The sequence below is a fragment of the Microvirga sp. VF16 genome (genome assembly GCF_016864375.1).
Classification (GTDB): domain Bacteria; phylum Pseudomonadota; class Alphaproteobacteria; order Rhizobiales; family Beijerinckiaceae; genus Microvirga.
Window position 1 is genome coordinate 3,620,016 of record NZ_CP069354.1, and the last position, 17,498, is coordinate 3,637,513.

Consider the following 17,498-nt stretch of genomic DNA (forward strand, 5'->3'; position numbering starts at 1 on the left):
ATGCACCTCCTTCCGGTCACAGCGATTTTCCTCGACGAAGGCTCGGAGGCCACAGACCTCCAGCAGCCGCCGGGGGATATCGTCGTCCTCTCCTTCGCGGACAGTGACCTCGGCGCACTGGCGACGGCACATCGTTTGACGGCAGGCGGAGCATCGCTGCGCCTCGCCTCGCTGCGCCGCCTGCGCCATCCCCTCTCCGTCGATCTCTACATCGAGAGGACCGCCACCAAGGCGCGCTTCGTCCTCGTGCGCTGTCTCGGCGGGCTCGATTACTGGCGCTACGGCATCGAGCACCTCTCGCAGGCGTGCCGATCTCATGGCGTGAGGCTCGCGGTGCTGCCGGGCGACGACCGACCCGATCCGCGCCTGTCGGCTTACTCCACGGTTTCACAGATGCTCTGCGACGAGCTGGAGGCCTATTTCCAGGCCGGCGGCCTCGACAACATGCGCCGCCTGCTCGCGCGGGTCGGGGTAGAGATCGGGGAAACGGATCAGGCCATCGAGCCGCCGCGCGCGGCTCCGCGCGCTTTCGCGTGGCTGCCTGCTTTTCCGACCCATCACTCGGACCTCATCCTGAGGAGCCGCGTCAGCGGCGTCTCGAAGGAGGATCGAATGCGGGCTGGAAGCTCCTTCGAGACGCAGACTTCGTCTGCTCCTCAGGATGAGGTCCGAGGCGCTTTTCCCTCCCCCTTGTGGGGGGGAGAGGCCGGTAGCATCCTCGAACCCGAAGCCGCTCTTACCCGCCTCTCCGGCAACTGCCCCCTCGCTCACCTCATCGTCTACCGTTCCGCCGTTCTCTCCGGCGACACGCAGGCCATCGAAGCGTTGGCAGCGGCTCTCACGGAGCGCGGCATCGACTCGCTTGTGCTCGCCGTCTCGAGCCTGAAGGATCCGGAGGCCGTCGCGGTCGTGCGGCGGGCCACCCAAGCGCGCCATCCCGACATCATCGTGACCACGACCGCCTTCTCGTCGCGCGACGATGAAGCTTTCGTGCTCGACGAAGCCGATTGCCCGATCCTGCAGGCGACCCCCGTCGGCAGCGCGAAGGAAGCCTGGGCAGCCTCGCCGCGCGGCCTCTCCGCCGCCGATCTCGCCATGCAGATCGCCCTGCCTGAATTCGACGGCCGCATCGCAGCCGGTCCTGTCTCGTTCAAGGCCGAAGAGCCTGCCGACGCAACGCTCGCCTTCTCGCGCCGCGTGCAGGCTCCGGATGTTGCTGGCATCGCCGCCGTTGCCGATATGGCCGCTGCGTGGGTGCGCCTCGCCCAAACGCCGCGTCACGAGCGGCGGCTCGCGCTGGTTCTCTCCGATTACCCCGCGCGCGGCGGACGCGCCGGCTTTGCGGTCGGCCTCGACACGCCGGCCAGCACCTGCGCAATCCTCGACGCGCTCACAGAAGCCGGTTACGCGGCCGCGCGGGATTTCACGGCCGATGAACTGATGCCGCGTCTTACCGAGAGCGAAGCTTCGTTCGCCGTTCCGCTGGCGGATTACCGCGCGTGGCTCGACGCGCTGCCGGCCGAGCAGCGTGCCGTCATCGACGAGCGCTGGGGCCAGCCTGAGGACGATCCTGCATTCGCCGACGATGCCTTCCGCTTCCGCGCGATCCGTGCCGGAAATATTTTCGTTGCCCTGCAGCCCGATCGCGGTCACGGCCTCGACCGCAAGGGCTTCTATCACGACCCAGAATGCCCGCCGAGCCACAGTTATCTCGCCTTCTATTGCGGCCTGCGCGCGCTGGAGAACATTCACGCGCTCGTGCATCTCGGCACCCATGGCACCACCGAGTGGCTGCCCGGCAAGGCGGTGGCGCTGTCCACCACCTGCTGGCCGCGTCTCGCCATTGGCGCGGTGCCGGTGATCTATCCCTTCATCGTCGACGATCCGGGCGAGGCCGCTCCCGCCAAGCGCCGCATCGGCGCCGTCACCATCGGCCACCTCACGCCGCAGACGGCGGAAGCGGGTCTCGATGGCGAGGCGGCCGCCTTACGCGAACTGGTCGAGGAATTCTCATCTGCGCAGGTGCTCCATCCCGGCCGCGCCGAACTCGTTGCGAAAGAGATTCTGGAGCGTGCCAGGACAAGTGGACTTGCGGCCGCTTGCGGTGTCGATGATGGCATGCCGATGGACGAGGCGTTGACGCGCCTCGATGCGCATCTCTGCGATCTCGGCGAGGTGACGATCCGTGGCGGGCTCCACATCTTCGGCAGCGCTCCTAACGGTTTCGAGGCCTGCGCCACCGGTGAGCGCGAAGGGTTGCTGAAGGCGCTGGACGGCCGCTTCGTCGTCCCTGGCCCCTCCGGCTCCCCCTCGCGCGGCCAAACCAATGTGCTGCCCACCGGCCGCAATCTCGCGACCCTCGATCCGCGTTCGATCCCCACCCGCGCCGCCACGGAACTTGGGCAGCGCGCAGCAGCCGAAGTGGTGCGTCGGCACCTGCAAGAGGAAGGCGACTGGCCGCGTCGGATCGTGATGGATCTCTGGGCCTCACCGACCCTGCGCTCCGGCGGCGAGGACATCGCCCACGCGCTCGCCCTCATGGGCGCACGCCCGACCTGGGGCCATGCCTCCACCCGCGTCACCGGCTTCGAGATCGTGCCGCAGCCGCTGCTCGACCGACCGCGCGCCGATGTGACGGTTCGTGTCTCCGGTGCCTTCCGAGATACCTTCCCGGATCAGATCGCCCTGCTCGACCAGGCGGCCCGCGCCGTTGCCGCACTCAATGAAGACGACGAGTGGAACGAGCTTGCCGCCGCGCGCCGGCGCGGCGAAAAGCTGTCGCGCGTTTTCGGCTCAGCGCCGGGCACCTACGGCGCCGGCGTATCGGCCCAGGCACTCGATGGCGAATGGACGACGAAAGGCGATCTCGGCCGGACCTATCTCGAAGGCACCTCCCATGCCTTCGGCGCCGCAGGTGAGGCCTCTACCGACGAGAGCTTCCCGCAACGCGTCGAGCAGGCAGAAGCGTTCGTCCATGTGAGCGACGTGGCCGAGCGCGATATCCTCGACGGCGATTCCGCCGCCGACGGCATCGGCGGCTTTGCGGCGGCGGCCCGGGCGCTTGGCGCCTCGCCTGCCGTCTATAGTCTCGACACGAGCCGTCCGCAACAGCCCAAAGCCCGCACGCTCGCCGAGGATGTGGACCGTCTGGTGCGCGGACGCCTGACCAATCCGCACTGGATCGAGGGGCAGCTCCGCCATGGCTGGCGCGGCGGGGCGGAGATTGCGCAAGGGATCGATGCTCTCTTCGCCTTTGCCGCGACCACGGATGCGGTTCCCTCGACGACCTTCGATCTCGTTTTCACCGCCCTGGTCGCCGACGAGCCAACCTGGAAGCGGATCGAGGACGCCAATCCTCCTGCCGCGCAGGCCATTCGCGATCGCCTGGCCGATGCCCGCAGTCGCGGCCTGTGGGAAAGCCGCCTCAATTCCGTTGCAGCCTTTTTCGACGATGAGCGAAAGGAGGCGGCCGAATGAGCGCGCGGACTGTCAGCGAACGGCGCCGCGGATGGTGCCCCGGCGTCCGCCGCCCGATGGAAACTGGCGACGGCCTGCTCGTGCGTCTGCATCCCTTCGGCGGCAGGCTCAGTGCCGATCAGGCACGTCTCATCGCGGGGGCTGCACGCGAGCACGGCAACGGCCATCTCGACATCACCGCCCGCGGCAACCTGCAGATCCGCGGCGTGAGCGACGAGACCTATCCCGCGCTGCTCTCTCTCCTCGAACGCGAAGGCCTCGCCGAACCGCAGGGTGATGTCCCGAACCGCCTCACCGCCGTGTCCCCGCTGGCGGGTCTTGATCCGCTCGACCGCTTCGATGCGTTCGCTCTGGCACAAGCCATCGAAGTCGGAGCCAGCCACCTGGACGGCCTGCCCGCTAAATTCTTCGTCGCGGTCGACGGTGGCGGTTCCATGCCCCTCGATGCCATCGGCGCCGATCTTCAGCTGGTTGCGGGCGGGGATGGCACGGTTGCTTTCGGCGTTCCATCGTCCGAGGACCTGAATGTGATCGGTGCGGCAGCCCTCTGTCACGCCCCCGAGGCCGCCTGCACTATCCTATCGAACTTCGCGGATATGAGGCGCACCGGACGCACCGATGCGCGGCGTCTTCGCGATCTCCAGCCGCATCTCGTTCAGGAATTGACGGCATTGGCTGGTCTTGAACGGGCAGCCGCTATCCCTCAGCGCCCAGCGCCCCTGCGCGCGGGTGTCATCCCGATCGAGGGCGGATATGCTGTTCTTCTCGCGCTGCCTTTCGGCCGCTGTAATACCGAACAGCTGCTGCATGTGACGGCCTGGAGCGAGCGCTTCGGCACGTCCGAGATCCGCCTCTCATTCACGCGCGGCCTCCTCGTACCAGCAGTGTCGGATCTGGATGTGCTGGTGCTTCTAAACGAAGCCACCCGCGCCGGCTTCATCACCGAGGCGAACGATCCCCGCCTGTCGCTGATCGCCTGCCCCGGCAAGCCGGATTGCGCCAGCGCTCTGACATCCGCTCCCGCGGATGCTGTGCGGCTCGCCGAAGCCTGGGGCGATCTCCTGCCCCAAGGCGCTGCTGTTCACGTCTCAGGCTGCCCGAAAGGCTGCGCCCATCCAGGCAGGGCCGACCTGACACTGGTCGGACGGGACGATGGCCGCTATGACGTCGTGCCCCATGGCTCCCCCCGCGATGTTTCCTCGCTTCATCTGTCCGTTGATGAGATCATGACCCGTTTATTGCCGAAGACGCCTGCCGGTCTGCACCGCACCTTCCCGGAGTGCAAGCGATGACCGGCTCCCGCGACTACATCCGCGAGGGCGCGGAGATCTATCGCCGCTCCTTCGCGATTATCCGTGCCGAGGCCGATCTCTCGCGCTTTTCAGGCACGGCGGAACGCGTCGTCGTGCGCATGATCCATGCCTGCGGCATGACCGATCTGCCGAAGGATGTCGATCTCTCGCCAGACTTCGCAGAGGTGGCGGAAGCGGCCTTGCAGCGCGGCGCGCCGATCCTGTGCGATGCCAAGATGGTCGCGAACGGCATCACCCGCGCGCGGCTGCCGGCGACCAACGACGTGGTCTGCACCCTCGACGATCCGCGCGTCCCGGGGCTTGCGGCAGACCTCGGCAACACGCGCTCGGCCGCCGCCATGGAATTGTGGCGCGAGCGGCTGGAGGGTGCGCTGGTGGTGTTCGGCAACGCGCCCACTGCTCTCTTCCGACTTCTCGAAATGCTCGATTCTGGCGCACCGAGGCCTGCCGCGATCATCGGCATTCCGGTCGGCTTCATCGGCGCGACGGAATCCAAGGAGGCGCTCGCCCGTGACGGACGCGTGCCGTATCTCGTCGTCCACGGACGGCGCGGCGGCAGCGCCATGGCGGCAGCGGCGGTCAACGCCCTCGCGAACCCGGTCGAGTGAACCTATGACGATGCAGGATCCCATCCGCCTCTTCGGCTTAGGGCTCGGCCCCGGCAATCCCGATTACATGACGGTGCGCGCCCGCAAGGTGCTGGAAAGCGCCGACCGCCTCGTCCATTTCTGCAAGCGCGGGCGGCGCGGCAACGCGCGCACGATCGCGGATGCCGTCGTCGGCCAGAACCCGGAGCGTGAGATCGCTCTTGCCTATCCCGTGACGACGGAGATCCCGGCCGATCATCCGGATTATGCGGCAGCTCTCAATCCCTTCTACGAGGAAGCGGCAGCGCGGCTTCTCGCCGAGGTCGAGAAAGGGCGCACCATCGCTGTCCTCTGCGAGGGCGATCCGTTCTTCTACGGCTCCTTCATGCATCTCTGGTGGCGCCTGAAAGATCGCATTCCCATCGAAGTGGTACCCGCCGTCACAGCCATGTCGGGCGCCTGGACCCGCGCCGGCGCGCCGATCACCTGGGGCGACGACGTGCTCACAATCGTGCCCGCAACCCTGCCCGAGGCGGAGCTGACACGCCGCCTCTCAGGCACCGATGCCGCCGTGGTGATGAAACTCGGAAGCCATCTGCCGAAGGTTCGTGCGGCACTCAAATCCACCGGGCTTTTCGAGCGCGCCATCTATGTGGAGCGCGCCACCATGGCAGAGGAGAAGATCGTTCCGCTGCCCGATCTGCCGAGCGATGTCGAGGCGCCATATTTCTCACTCATCATCGTGCCGGGCCAAGGGAGGCGTGTATGATGAGCGTCCTCACTGTCGTCGGCCTCGGCCCGGGCGATCCACGCTATCTGACGCCCGCCGCATCCGAGGCACTCGCTTCCGCCACCGACATCGTCGGCTACGGTCCCTATGTGGATCGCGTACCGGACAGGCCGGGCCTGCGGCGGCACGCCTCCGACAACCGCGTCGAGCTTGATCGCGCCCGCTTCGCACTCGATCTTGCGGCGAAGGGAGCCCGCGTCGCCGTGGTCTCCGGCGGGGATCCCGGTGTCTTTGCGATGGCCGCGGCGGTGTTCGAAGCGGTGGAGAATGGCGATCCGGCGTGGCGCAACCTCGACATCCGCGTCGAGCCCGGCATCACGGCGATGCTCGCCGCCGCAGCTCGCATCGGTGCACCACTCGGCGGCGATTTCTGCGCCATGTCGCTCTCGGACAACCTCAAGCCCTGGGAGGTCGTCGAGGCACGTCTGAGAGCAGCCGTCATGGCGGACTTCGTGGTAGCGCTCTACAACCCGATCTCCTCCGCCCGCCCCTGGCAGCTCGGTGCGGCCTTCGAGATCGTCGCGGAGACGCGCGGCCCGGACACGCCGATCATCCTGGCCCGCGCCGTGGGCCGGCCCGACGAACGGATCCGGATTTTACCTTTGTCCGAAGTGGAAGCATCCATGGCCGACATGTCGACCGTCATCATCATCGGCGCGACTACGACACGGCTGATCGAGCGGATCGGAGGCGAAGCGCCTTACGTCTATACGCCGCGCTTTTATGGAGAGCGACCGTGAAGACGCTCCAGCCAATCGAGCGCGGCCTCGGCGCTGGCGACTTCTTCGACACCGGGCGGCTTGTCCGGTCGCGCCACGACGATGACCGGCAGGCCGAGAGACCGCGCCGCCGCGATCTTTGGATAGGTCGCCGCCCCGCCGGAATTCTTCGTCACCACCACGTCGATGCGCTCGCGTTCCATAAGCGCGCGCTCGGCCGCCTCGTCGAAGGGCGCGCGATCCTGGATGGTCATGACGTTCGGCACCGGCAGCACATCGCCGATGGGCTCGATGCTGCGCACGAGGTAAGTATGATGCGGCGCAGCCGCGAAGGCTGCGAGTTCGAGGCGTCCCACGGTGAGGAACACGCGACGAGGCGTATCTCCGAGAGCCCGAGCGGCTGCCTCCATCGACGTCACATTCGTCCAGCGGTCGCCGTCCCGACGCGTCCAGGCCGGACGGCGCAGAGCGAGCAGCGGCACCCGAGTCTGTGCGCAGGCCTCGGCCGCGTTTTGGGACATCACGGCGGCGAAGGGATGGGTCGCGTCGATCACGGCCTCGATCCCCTCTTCGCGCAGAAAACCCGCGAGCCCCGCCACGCCGCCGAAGCCGCCGATGCGGGTCGGAATCGGCGCCCGTCGCGGATCGCTGGTGCGACCGGCCATGGACAGGAGCGGGCTGAAATCGGGCCGTCCGGCCAGACGCGCCGCGAGTGCGGAGGCCTCCGTCGTGCCGCCCAGAATGAGGATGCGCATGGCCTCCTTTTCCCCGAATTCTGAGCAGGAGTCGAGCATGGCGCCCAATGGACCCTGGCTCACTATCATCGGCATCGGCGAGGATGGCCGCGCGGGGCTCTCTCTTACGGCACTCGCCGCGCTGGATCGCGCGAAATTCGTCATCGGTGGAGCCCGCCATCTCGACTTGGCGGCTCCTCTCTCAGCAGAGACGCAGACTTGGCCAAGCCCCTTTGCGGAGGGCTATCCGTGGATCGTCGCCCGTCGCGGCCGGCCGACCTGCGTTCTGGCGACCGGCGATCCGTTCCATTACGGTGTCGGGGCGGAGCTTGCACGCCTCGTCCCGCTGGAAGAAATCACCTGCCTCCCGCAATCTTCCGCCTTCAGCCTTGCCGCGGCGCGCCTGGGTTGGTCGCTGCCGGATTGCGACTGTGTGAGCCTGCACGGCCGGGCGCTGGAGCGGGTCGTTCCCCATCTGCAGCCGGGCGCCCGCATCCTCGCGCTGTCCTGGGACGGCTCGACACCGGGTAAGCTCGCAAAGCTGCTGAGGACGCGCGGCTTCGGAGCCTCGACAATCACCGTCTGCGAAGCCATGGGCGGTCCACGCGAGCGCATCCGTCGCGCGGTCGCTGCCGACTTCGCCATCGCCGAGATCGATCCGCTCAATACAATTGCTATCGAAGTCGTCGCCGCGAGCGATGCCAAGGTGGTCACTCTCGCGCCGGGCCTGCCCGATTCCTTTTTCGAGAATGACGGTCAGCTCACGAAGGCGGAGATCCGTGCGCTGACGCTGTCAGCGCTTGCCCCGAGGGCCGGTGAGCTGTTGTGGGATATCGGCGCGGGCGCGGGCTCCATCGGCATCGAATGGTGCCTGCGCCATCCGCGCAACCGCTGCATCGGGATCGAGGAACGTGTTGAGCGTGCCGCGCGCGCGCGCCGCAATGCGCTTGAACTCGGCGCAACGGCGTTGGACATCCGCATTGGACGCGCACCTGGGGCGCTCAACGATCTGCCCGCACCGGATGCCATCTTCATCGGCGGTGGAGCCTCGGAGCCCGGCGTCTTCGACACCGCCTGGGCCGTGCTGAAATCAGGCGGGCGTCTCGTCATCAACGGCGTCACGCTGGAAACCGAGACGTTGCTCGGCTCGCTTTACGCGCAGCATGGAGGAACGATGCGGCGCCTGACGGTCTCGCGCCTCGAACCCGTCGGCGGCATGCATGGCTGGCGGGCGGCAATGCCCGTCACGCAATGGGTGGTGACGAAGCCATGATCGTCGCAGGTATCGGATTCAGGCGCAGCGTCACTGCCGAGGAAATCGTTACTCTCGTGGAACAGGCATTGGAGCGTGCGGCGCTTGCACGCGATGCTTTAGCCAAACTCGCGACAATCGAAGCCCTCGCCGACCAGCCAGCTTTTACCGAGGCGGCCCGCAGGCTTGCGATTTCTGCGATTGCGGTGGAAGAGAGCGAGTTGTCTGCAGCGGCGCCTCGCATACGCACGCACTCCGCCCGTTCCATCGCGGCGCATGGCGTCGGCTCCGTCGCGGAAGCGGCGGCACTCACCGCGGCCGGCCCCCGCGCCCACCTCATTCTGGAGCGCATCGCGTCTGCCTCCGCCACCTGCGCCCTCGCGCGCCTGGAGATCGCTCCATGAAAGTCCACTTCATCGGAGCTGGCCCCGGCGCTGCCGATCTCATCACCGTGCGCGGTCGCTCGCTCATCGAACGCTGTCCCGTCTGCCTCTATGCGGGGTCCATCGTGCCGCCGGAGATCCTGTCCTGGTGTCCGCAAGGCGCGCGGCTCGTCGATACGGCACCTCTCGATCTCGATGCCATCACGGCTGAATACGTACGGGCCCATGAGCAGGGTGAAGACGTGGCGCGTCTCCATTCCGGTGACCTCTCGATCTGGAGCGCCATGGGCGAGCAGTTGCGGCGCCTCGATGCGCTCGGCATCCCCTACACGATCACACCGGGCGTTCCCGCCTTCGCAGCCGCCGCTGCCACACTAGGACGCGAGCTCACGGTACCGGAGGTCGGCCAGTCGTTGGTGCTCACCCGCACCTCGGGCCGCGCCTCCGCCATGCCGGAAACGGAGCAGCTTACCACCTTCGCGCAGACGAAGGCGACGCTCGCCATCCATCTGTCGATCCATGTAATCGAGCAGGTGGTCGAGGACCTGCTGCCGTTCTATGGCGCCGATTGTCCCGCAGCGGTCGTCTGGCGCGCGTCATGGCCGGATGAGCGGGTGATCAAGGGCACGCTGCAGACGATTGCCGCCATGGTCCGGGCCGAAAAGCTGGAGCGTACGGCGCTGATCCTGGTCGGACACACGCTTGCCGCAAAAGAATTTCGTGACAGCGCGCTCTATTCGACCGATTACGACCGCCGCTTCCGCCCCAGCGCCCGGGAGGATAGCCGATGATGTGCATGGCTTCGGGCAACAGCGTGAAACGGCGATCTCGGGCTGATCGGGAAAATCTTCTGTCTACCACCAAGATACGCCGCTCCTGCAGCCGCGGGTTTACTCTCGTCCATACGCGCTCTTACATCGTCGCCATGAATTCCAATCGTCGCTTCGTGACCGCCAGTCCTGCCCGGAGGCCCGCATGACCTCCCTCTCTCGCCTCTCGCCCCCCTTTGCGCCGGGCACGGTCTGGCTCGTGGGCGCAGGCCCTGGCGATCCTGGCCTGCTCACGATCCATGCGTTGAACGCCCTCGCAGCGGCCGATGTCGTTGTCTACGACGCCCTCGTCGACTCGGCCGTGCTGTCCTTTGCCCGCGAGGGCGCCGTGCTGGAATTCGCCGGCAAGCGCGGGGGCAAGCCCTCGGCCGTCCAGCGGGATATCTGCGAGCGGCTGATCCAGCTCGCCCGCGAGGGCAAGCGTGTCCTGCGGCTGAAAGGAGGCGATCCCTTCATTTTCGGCCGCGGCGGCGAAGAGGCGTTGGCGCTCTCGGACGCCGGCATTCCGTTCCGCATCATCCCCGGCGTGTCGAGCGGCCTTGCCTCGCTCGCCATCCACGGCGTGCCGGCAACCATGCGCACAACGAACCATGCGGTCATCCTCGCCACCGGCCATGCCGCACCCGACTCGGAGATCGAGTGGACCTCGCTTGCCCGCACCGGTGCTCCCATCGTGCTCTACATGGCTGTGTCCAGCCTCCCGTCCATCGTGAAGGGGCTTATGGATGGCGGACTTTCCGGCGATACGCCGGCGCTGGCCGTGTATGGAGCGACAACCGCCAAGGAAAGCGTGGTGGAAGGAACGCTCGAAACCCTGCCGAAGCTCGCCGAGGACGGTCTCATCCGCTCGCCAGCCATCGTTGCCATCGGGGCGATCGCCGCCTTCCGCTCGGCCATTGCCAATCATCTGCTCGAATTCGGCAGCGAGGCGGCTCAGTGAGCGTCGGTCCCGGCCTCCTTATCGCTGCGCCTCGCTCCGGCTCCGGCAAGACGACCATCGTCCTCGGGCTCCAGCGGGCCCTCGCTCGCCGGGGCCTGCGTGTGCGCGGCATGAAATGTGGGCCGGATTACATCGATCCGGCCTTCCACGCCGCCGCCACCGGCGCCCCGAGCTTCAACCTCGACAGCTTCGCGATGAGCAGACCGCTTCTGCAAGCGCTCGCATCCGAGGCGGCCGGCGATGCGACGCTTGTGATCGCGGAAGGCTCGATGGGCCTTTTCGACGGCATCCGCCAGGAGACCGGCCGCACCGGCGCCAGCGCCGACATCGCCGCCCTGTTCGGCTGGCCGGTGATCCTCGTTCTCGACGTGTCGGGCCATGCGCAGTCGGCCGCCGCCGTCGCCCTCGGCTGCGCCCGCTTCGACCCCCGCATCGACGTGGCCGGTGTCGTGCTGAACAAGGTCGCGAGCGAACGCCACCGCAGGCTGGTCGAGGACGGCATGACGCGCATCGGCCTCCCCGTCCTCGGCGCCCTCATGCGCAACACCGAGCTGACCCTCCCGGAGCGCCATCTCGGCCTCGTCCAGGCAGGCGAAACCGACGAGCTCGACGCGCGGCTGGAGCGCCTTGCCGACGCGGTGGAAGGCGCGCTCGACATCGACCGGCTGATGGCCCTGTCCCGCCCGACCCGGCTCGAGACCGCCGGCAACGCACAATCTCTGCCGCCGCCGGGCCAGCGGATCGCGCTGGCCTCGGATCAAGCCTTTTCTTTCGTCTATCCGCATGTGCTTATGGGATGGCGTACGGCCGGGGCCGAGATCGTTCCCTTCTCCCCCCTAGCCGACGAGCCCCCGCCATCCGATTGCGACGTCTGCTGGTTGCCAGGGGGCTATCCAGAGCTTCACGCCGGCCGCATCGCGGGAGCGCAAAACTTCCTCGAAGGATTGCGAGCCTTTTCCGAAAGCCGTCCGGTCCATGGCGAGTGCGGCGGCTACATGGTGCTGGGCCGGTCCCTGGAGGATGCGGAGGGATATGCTCATCCCATGGCAGGCCTGCTCCCCGTCGAGACGAGCTATGCCAAGCGCAGGATGCATCTCGGATACCGGGTGGCGCATCTGCTCGGTGACAGCGCCATGGGACAAGCCGGCCGGCGCCTCGTCGGCCACGAGTTTCACTATGCCTCGGTCACGCAGAGCGATACGTCACGGGAGGCCGCCTTTGCCCGTATTGCGGATGCTGAGGGCAACGATCTCGGCTTTGCCGGACATCGCCGCGGGCTCGTGACGGGAAGCTTCTTCCACGCCATCGCTCAGGGATGATCTTGCCCCTGGCCCCGCTGTTCGCCCCTGCCGCATGCGACGATGGCCCGTCCGAACTGGCCCATCCGGGGTGGAGAAATGCGATTCACTCCCTATTTCGCAAGAGCGGTGGGAAAAAAGGCCGGAATAGCGGCATCAAAGCGAAGGGAACACGCAATGGCAAAGAATACGATCTGCCTCTGGTACGATAAGGATGCCGAGGCTGCGGCCCGCTTCTATGCCGAGACCTTTCCTGATAGCGCAGTGGGTGCCGTGTACCGTGCACCCAGTGACTACCCGGCCGGCAAAGAGGGCGACGTATTGATGGTCGAGTTCACGGTTGCGGGTGTTCCCTGTATCGGCCTCAACGGAGGTTCCACGTTCAAACATAACGAAGCCTTCTCGTTCCAAATCGCCACCGACGATCAGGACGAGACCGACCGTTACTGGAATGCCATCGTCGGCAACGGCGGCCAGGAGAGCGCTTGCGGCTGGTGCAAGGACAGGTGGGGCGTGTCCTGGCAGATCACGCCGCGCGTCCTGATGGAGGCGATGGCGGCGGGCGGCGCTGAAGCCAAACGCGCGTTCGAAGCGATGATGGACATGAGGAAGATCGACGTCGCCGCGATCGAGGCGGCACGGCGCGGTTGATACCCCAAAGCTGACCGGGGCTCTCCGGCTCGGGGCATTGTCTTCGAGCGCTTATCCCATGTTAATGCGGGCCAGCCTGCTCGCGATTTCCTTGAAGCGCTTCCGGATCGGGGAGACGACATCGTGACGCGGCATGGGCCCGAAACGGCAAATCGCCATCGTTTCGCCCCAGCCATCCTTCTTGATCCGTATCGAAGCCTGAAAGGGGTCGGGGAGGACAATCAAGCTTGACGGATCGGCGGACGGGTCCCTGACCCGCGCCTCGGATCGCCCAAGCTCCTGTTCATCGCATCCCAGGGCATTGGAGGCGCTGATGAAAGAGGCATTCCATCTCGGACAGCTTGTCCGGATTGCCAAAACGTCTTCGGGTTATGCGGACCATCGCACCTATTGCATCGTCTGCCTCGTGCCGGACGAGGACGACACCCCGCTTTACCGCATCAAGAATACGGTCGGGATCGAACATCTCGTCAAACCCGACGAGATCGAACCCGCGGCGCTGACCGCCGTGCCATAACGGTCTCGCCGTTCCGGGCTCGAACGGCATAGCCTCGCCTGCACCGACGGCGCCCATCTGCCTATTAGCCCATGGTAGCGGTGGCAGGCACCTTGCCGTACCCTGACGGGCACGACAGAATACCCTCCAACAACGCCCGAACGGGCAAGCCGGCACAGATCGGCAGGCGCATGGAGAGCCTTCCATGCATCAGAGGAAGCGAAGCCATACCACGCGTTTGACGCGCGGATGCCAGGGAGGTTGACGTCGTTGACGACGGCTGCGGATGCGCGCGCGGATACATTCCCGAAATTGTTGGCGCGCAATGCGCGCCTACGCCCGAAACGCACCGCGTTTCGGCACAAGGATCTCGGGATCTGGCAATCCTGGACCTGGGACGAGGTGCACGACATCGTTCGCGCCTATGCCAGCGGTCTGCAATCCCTCGGCCTGAAGCGCGGCGGCAAGATTGCCATCATCGGATACAACCGGCCCTATCTCTATTGGACCATCTGCGCCGCCCAATGGCTCGGCGCGATCCCGATCCCGGTCTATGCGGATTCGGTCGCCGACGAGATGGCCTATGTGCTGAGCCATGCCGAGGTGACCCACGCGGCCGTGCAGGACCAGGAGCAGGTCGACAAGATTCTCTCCGTCTCGGAACAGCTGCCGCAATTGCAGCATGTGCTCTACGACGAGCAGAAAGGCCTGCGGGACTACGATCATAGCCGGCTTCATTCCATCGAATCCATTGTAGAGGAAGGCCGCACGCGCCTTGCCGATGCTGCTGAGGCCGCTGGAATCGAGCAGGCGCTGCAGGTAGGGCAAGGCTCCGATCTCGCGATCATTCTCTATACCTCCGGCACGACCGGGCGGCCCAAGGGCGTGATGCTGACCTCCGATGCCGTCATCGCAGCGGCCGAAATCGGCTGCGACTTCGACAAGCTCGACGAGACGGACGAGATCATCGCCTATCTGCCCATCGCCTGGGTCGGCGACCACATCTTCTCCTATGCGCAGGCGATCCTGTCTGGGCTCTGCGTCAATTGCCCCGAGAGCCCGGAAACCATCGCGGAGGACCGCCGCGAGGTCGGTGCAACTTACGTCTTCGCTCCGCCACGCGTTTTCGAGAGCATGCTCACGCTTACCATGGTGCGCATCGAGGATGCGGGCGCGCTCAAGCGGCGCATGTTCCACTACTTCATCAACCACGCCAACAAGGTCGGCGAGAAGATCCTGAACAAGGAACCGGGTGTGGGAGCCTGGGACCGCCTGCTCTGGAACATTGGCAACGTGCTCGTCTATGCGCCGCTGCGCAACCGCTTCGGCATGACAAGAGTGAAGGTCGGCTACACGGCGGGCGAGGCCATCGGGCCGGAGATCTTCCGCTTCTACCGCTCCATCGGCGTGAACCTGAAACAGCTCTACGGACAGACGGAGGCCTCCGTCTACATCACCATGCAGCCGAACGGCGAAATCCGCGCCGACACGGTGGGCCGTCCTGCCCCACAGGTGGAGATCCGCATCGCCGACAATGGTGAGGTTCTTTACCGCTCGCCCGGCGTGTTCGTAGGCTATTACAAGGACGACGAGAAGACAGCGGAGACCAAGACACCGGACGGTTTCGTGCATTCGGGCGACGCCGGCTTCTTCGACCAGAACGGCCATCTGAAGATCATCGACCGCGCCAAGGATGTGGGCAAGATGCGCGACGGCGCGCTCTTCCCGCCGAAATATGTCGAGAACAAACTGAAGTTCTATCCCAACATCAAGGAAGCGGTCTGCTTCGGCGACGGTCGCGACCATGTCGCCGCTTTCGTCAATATCGACCTCGTAGCCGTGAGCAACTGGGCCGAGCGCAATGGCGTGACATATGCCTCCTATCAGGAACTCGCCGGCCATCCGCTGGTCTATGACATGATCGAGAAGCACGTGGACGAGGTGAACCGCTCGCTGTCCGCCGAGCCGCGCATGGGCGGCGCGCAGATCAAGCGTTTTCTCATCCTGCACAAGGAGCTCGATGCGGACGACGGCGAACTCACGCGCACGCAGAAGGTGCGTCGCGGCTTCATCGCCGAGCGTTACGCCCCACTCATCAACGCGCTCTACGACGGCTCGTCGGAGGCCGACATCTCGACCGAAGTCACCTTCGAGGACGGGCGTAAGGGCGTGATCTCCGCACGGGTCAAGATCAGAGACATGAAGGTTCATCCATCACGGGAGCCGGGATCGGTGCTGGAGGCAGCGGAATGAGAGCGCCCGACCATCCCGTCCTCAGCAAGGGCGATGTGCTGCTTGCCGTCGAGAACGTGTCGCTGGGCTTCGGCGGCGTGAAGGCGCTCACCGACGTGTCCTTCGATATCCGCAAGAGCGAGATCCGCGCCATTATCGGACCGAACGGTGCCGGCAAGACCTCGATGCTCAACTGCATCAACGGCTTCTATTATCCAACCGAAGGCCGCATCACCTTCAAGGGCATCAAGCGCCCGAAGATGCGCCCCTATGAGGCGGCGCGTGGTGGCATTGCCCGCACGTTCCAGAACGTCGCCCTGTTCAAGAGCATGTCGACGCTGGACAACATCATGGCCGGCCGTTCGATCAAGATGCACTCGAACTTCTTCTGGCAGCTCTTCCGTCATGGCCCTGCCATGAAGGAGGAGGTCGAGCATCGCCGCTTCGTGGAAGAGGTCATCGACTTCCTCGAGATCCAACACATTCGCAAGACCCCCGTAGGACGGCTGCCATACGGTCTCCAGAAGCGCGTCGAGCTCGGGCGGGCGCTCGCCATGGAACCGGAGCTTCTCCTGCTCGACGAACCCATGGCCGGCATGAATCTCGAAGAGAAGGAAGACATGTCGCGCTTCATCCTGGAGGTGAACCAGCAATACGGCACCACCATCGCGCTGATCGAGCACGACATGGGCGTGGTGATGGATCTCTCCGACCGGGTCGTGGTGCTGGAATACGGGCGCAAGATTGCCGACGGCACGCCGACCGAGGTCAAGAGCGATCAGCGCGTCATCGACGCCTATCTCGGCGTGGCGCATTGAAGGGTTGTTGACGATGGACATGCTCTACAAGGTCTTCATCGAACCCTTCGTCTTCATGGGCGAGGCCCCGGATCTCCTGATTCAGACCCTCTGGGAAGGTCTCGTATCCGGCGTTCTCTATGCGCTGATCGCGCTTGGCTTCGTGCTCATCTTCAAGGCGTCCGGCGTGTTCAATTTCGCGCAAGGGATCATGGTCGTGTTCGCGGCCCTGATCCTGGTGGGCCTCTATGAGAAAGGCGTGCCGGCCTTCCTGGCACTGATTTTGGCGGTTCTCGCCATGCTCGTGCTCGCCGTGGTGGTGGAGCGGGTGGTGCTGCGCCCGCTCGTCAACCAGCCCGACATCATCCTCTTCATGGCGACCTTCGGACTCACTTACTTTCTCATCGGCTTCGGCGAGCTCATCTTCGGCGGCAGCCCGCGCGAGATGATCACGAGTCAGCTCTTCCTGCCGCAGGGCACGACAGAGGTGGACATGTTGGGAGGGATGGTGCGCTTCCAGCATCTCGACATCGCCGCCGCTGTCATCGCCTCGATCATGATCGGCCTGCTCGCGGTATTCTTCTCCAAGACGCGCATCGGCCGTGCGCTGCGGGCCGTGGCCGACAGCCACAAGGCAGCGCTCTCCGTCGGCATCTCGCTCAATCAGATCTGGGTCATCGTGTGGTTTGCCGCCGGCATCGTGGCGCTGGTTGCGGGCATCATGTGGGGTGCGCGCTCGGGCGTGTCGTTCTCGCTCCAGATCATCGCGCTCAAGGCCCTGCCGGTCCTTATCCTCGGCGGCTTCACCTCCATTCCGGGTGCCATTATCGGCGGATTGATCATCGGCGTTGGCGAGAAGCTTGGCGAGTTCTATTGGGGGCCGCTGGTCGGTGGAGGCGTCGAGACTTGGCTCGCCTATGTCATCGCCCTGCTCTTCCTGCTCTACAGGCCGCAGGGTCTGTTCGGCGAAAAGATCATCGAACGGATTTAGGGAGACGT

The 17,498-nt window shown here is 65.7% G+C and carries 16 protein-coding genes; 15 read left to right on the top strand and 1 reads right to left on the bottom strand.

The window, feature by feature from the left end; translation table 11 throughout:
- The 5 genes from cobN to cobJ are packed head-to-tail and all read left to right on the top strand — an operon-like array spanning position 1 to position 6,907.
- Entirely contained in the window at positions 1–3,477 is a 3,477-nt protein-coding gene (cobN, locus tag JO965_RS16870; protein WP_203440062.1) for a cobaltochelatase subunit CobN, read from the top strand.
- Positions 3,474–4,769 (top strand): precorrin-3B synthase, encoded by a 1,296-nt coding sequence (gene cobG / locus JO965_RS16875; protein WP_203440063.1) that lies wholly within the window; start codon positions 3,474–3,476, stop codon positions 4,767–4,769. Before cobN ends, cobG begins: the two co-directional genes overlap by 4 nt.
- Positions 4,766–5,398, top strand: a complete 633-nt coding sequence (locus JO965_RS16880) for a precorrin-8X methylmutase (RefSeq protein WP_203440065.1) — start codon at positions 4,766–4,768, stop codon at positions 5,396–5,398. Before cobG ends, JO965_RS16880 begins: the two co-directional genes overlap by 4 nt.
- A gap of 4 nt (positions 5,399–5,402) precedes the next feature.
- Positions 5,403–6,146 (top strand): precorrin-2 C(20)-methyltransferase, encoded by a 744-nt coding sequence (locus tag JO965_RS16885; protein ID WP_203440066.1) that lies wholly within the window; start codon positions 5,403–5,405, stop codon positions 6,144–6,146.
- On the top strand, positions 6,143–6,907 hold the full coding sequence (gene cobJ / locus JO965_RS16890) for a precorrin-3B C(17)-methyltransferase (RefSeq protein ID WP_203440068.1): 765 nt from the start codon (positions 6,143–6,145) through the stop codon (positions 6,905–6,907). Before JO965_RS16885 ends, cobJ begins: the two co-directional genes overlap by 4 nt.
- Here the strand turns inward: cobJ and JO965_RS16895 are convergent.
- Positions 6,889–7,641, bottom strand: coding sequence for a cobalt-precorrin-6A reductase (locus JO965_RS16895; RefSeq protein WP_203440070.1), 753 nt, complete (start codon positions 7,639–7,641; stop codon positions 6,889–6,891). The genes cobJ and JO965_RS16895 overlap by 19 nt on opposite strands.
- A gap of 37 nt (positions 7,642–7,678) precedes the next feature.
- Here JO965_RS16895 and cbiE point away from each other — a divergent pair, with 37 nt between their 5' ends.
- The 10 genes from cbiE to JO965_RS16945 all read left to right on the top strand — a co-directional run bounded on the left by cbiE (position 7,679) and on the right by JO965_RS16945 (position 17,490).
- Positions 7,679–8,893 (top strand): precorrin-6y C5,15-methyltransferase (decarboxylating) subunit CbiE, encoded by a 1,215-nt coding sequence (cbiE, locus tag JO965_RS16900; RefSeq protein ID WP_203440072.1) that lies wholly within the window; start codon positions 7,679–7,681, stop codon positions 8,891–8,893.
- Positions 8,890–9,276 carry a cobalamin biosynthesis protein gene (locus JO965_RS16905; protein ID WP_246776595.1) on the top strand — a complete coding sequence of 129 codons (387 nt, stop codon included), beginning with the start codon at positions 8,890–8,892 and terminating at the stop codon, positions 9,274–9,276. The genes cbiE and JO965_RS16905 overlap by 4 nt, the downstream gene beginning before the upstream one ends.
- Positions 9,273–10,046, top strand: coding sequence for a precorrin-4 C(11)-methyltransferase (cobM, locus tag JO965_RS16910; RefSeq protein WP_203440076.1), 774 nt, complete (start codon positions 9,273–9,275; stop codon positions 10,044–10,046). Before JO965_RS16905 ends, cobM begins: the two co-directional genes overlap by 4 nt.
- A gap of 184 nt (positions 10,047–10,230) precedes the next feature.
- Complete coding sequence (cobA, locus tag JO965_RS16915; RefSeq protein ID WP_203440078.1) at positions 10,231–11,025, top strand: uroporphyrinogen-III C-methyltransferase; 795 nt, start codon at positions 10,231–10,233, stop codon at positions 11,023–11,025.
- Positions 11,022–12,344, top strand: a complete 1,323-nt coding sequence (locus JO965_RS16920; RefSeq protein ID WP_203440080.1) for a cobyrinate a,c-diamide synthase — start codon at positions 11,022–11,024, stop codon at positions 12,342–12,344. The genes cobA and JO965_RS16920 overlap by 4 nt, the downstream gene beginning before the upstream one ends.
- A gap of 156 nt (positions 12,345–12,500) precedes the next feature.
- Positions 12,501–12,974, top strand: coding sequence for a VOC family protein (locus JO965_RS16925; protein WP_203440082.1), 474 nt, complete (start codon positions 12,501–12,503; stop codon positions 12,972–12,974).
- A gap of 313 nt (positions 12,975–13,287) precedes the next feature.
- Positions 13,288–13,491, top strand: a complete 204-nt coding sequence (locus JO965_RS16930) for a hypothetical protein (RefSeq protein WP_203440084.1) — start codon at positions 13,288–13,290, stop codon at positions 13,489–13,491.
- 228 nt (positions 13,492–13,719) lie between these two features.
- Positions 13,720–15,723, top strand: coding sequence for a long-chain fatty acid--CoA ligase (locus JO965_RS16935; protein WP_203440086.1), 2,004 nt, complete (start codon positions 13,720–13,722; stop codon positions 15,721–15,723).
- Positions 15,720–16,520 (top strand): ABC transporter ATP-binding protein, encoded by an 801-nt coding sequence (locus tag JO965_RS16940; RefSeq protein ID WP_203440088.1) that lies wholly within the window; start codon positions 15,720–15,722, stop codon positions 16,518–16,520. The genes JO965_RS16935 and JO965_RS16940 overlap by 4 nt, the downstream gene beginning before the upstream one ends.
- Before the next feature lie 13 nt (positions 16,521–16,533).
- Positions 16,534–17,490, top strand: coding sequence for a branched-chain amino acid ABC transporter permease (locus JO965_RS16945; protein WP_203440090.1), 957 nt, complete (start codon positions 16,534–16,536; stop codon positions 17,488–17,490).
- Positions 17,491–17,498 lie beyond the last annotated feature (8 nt).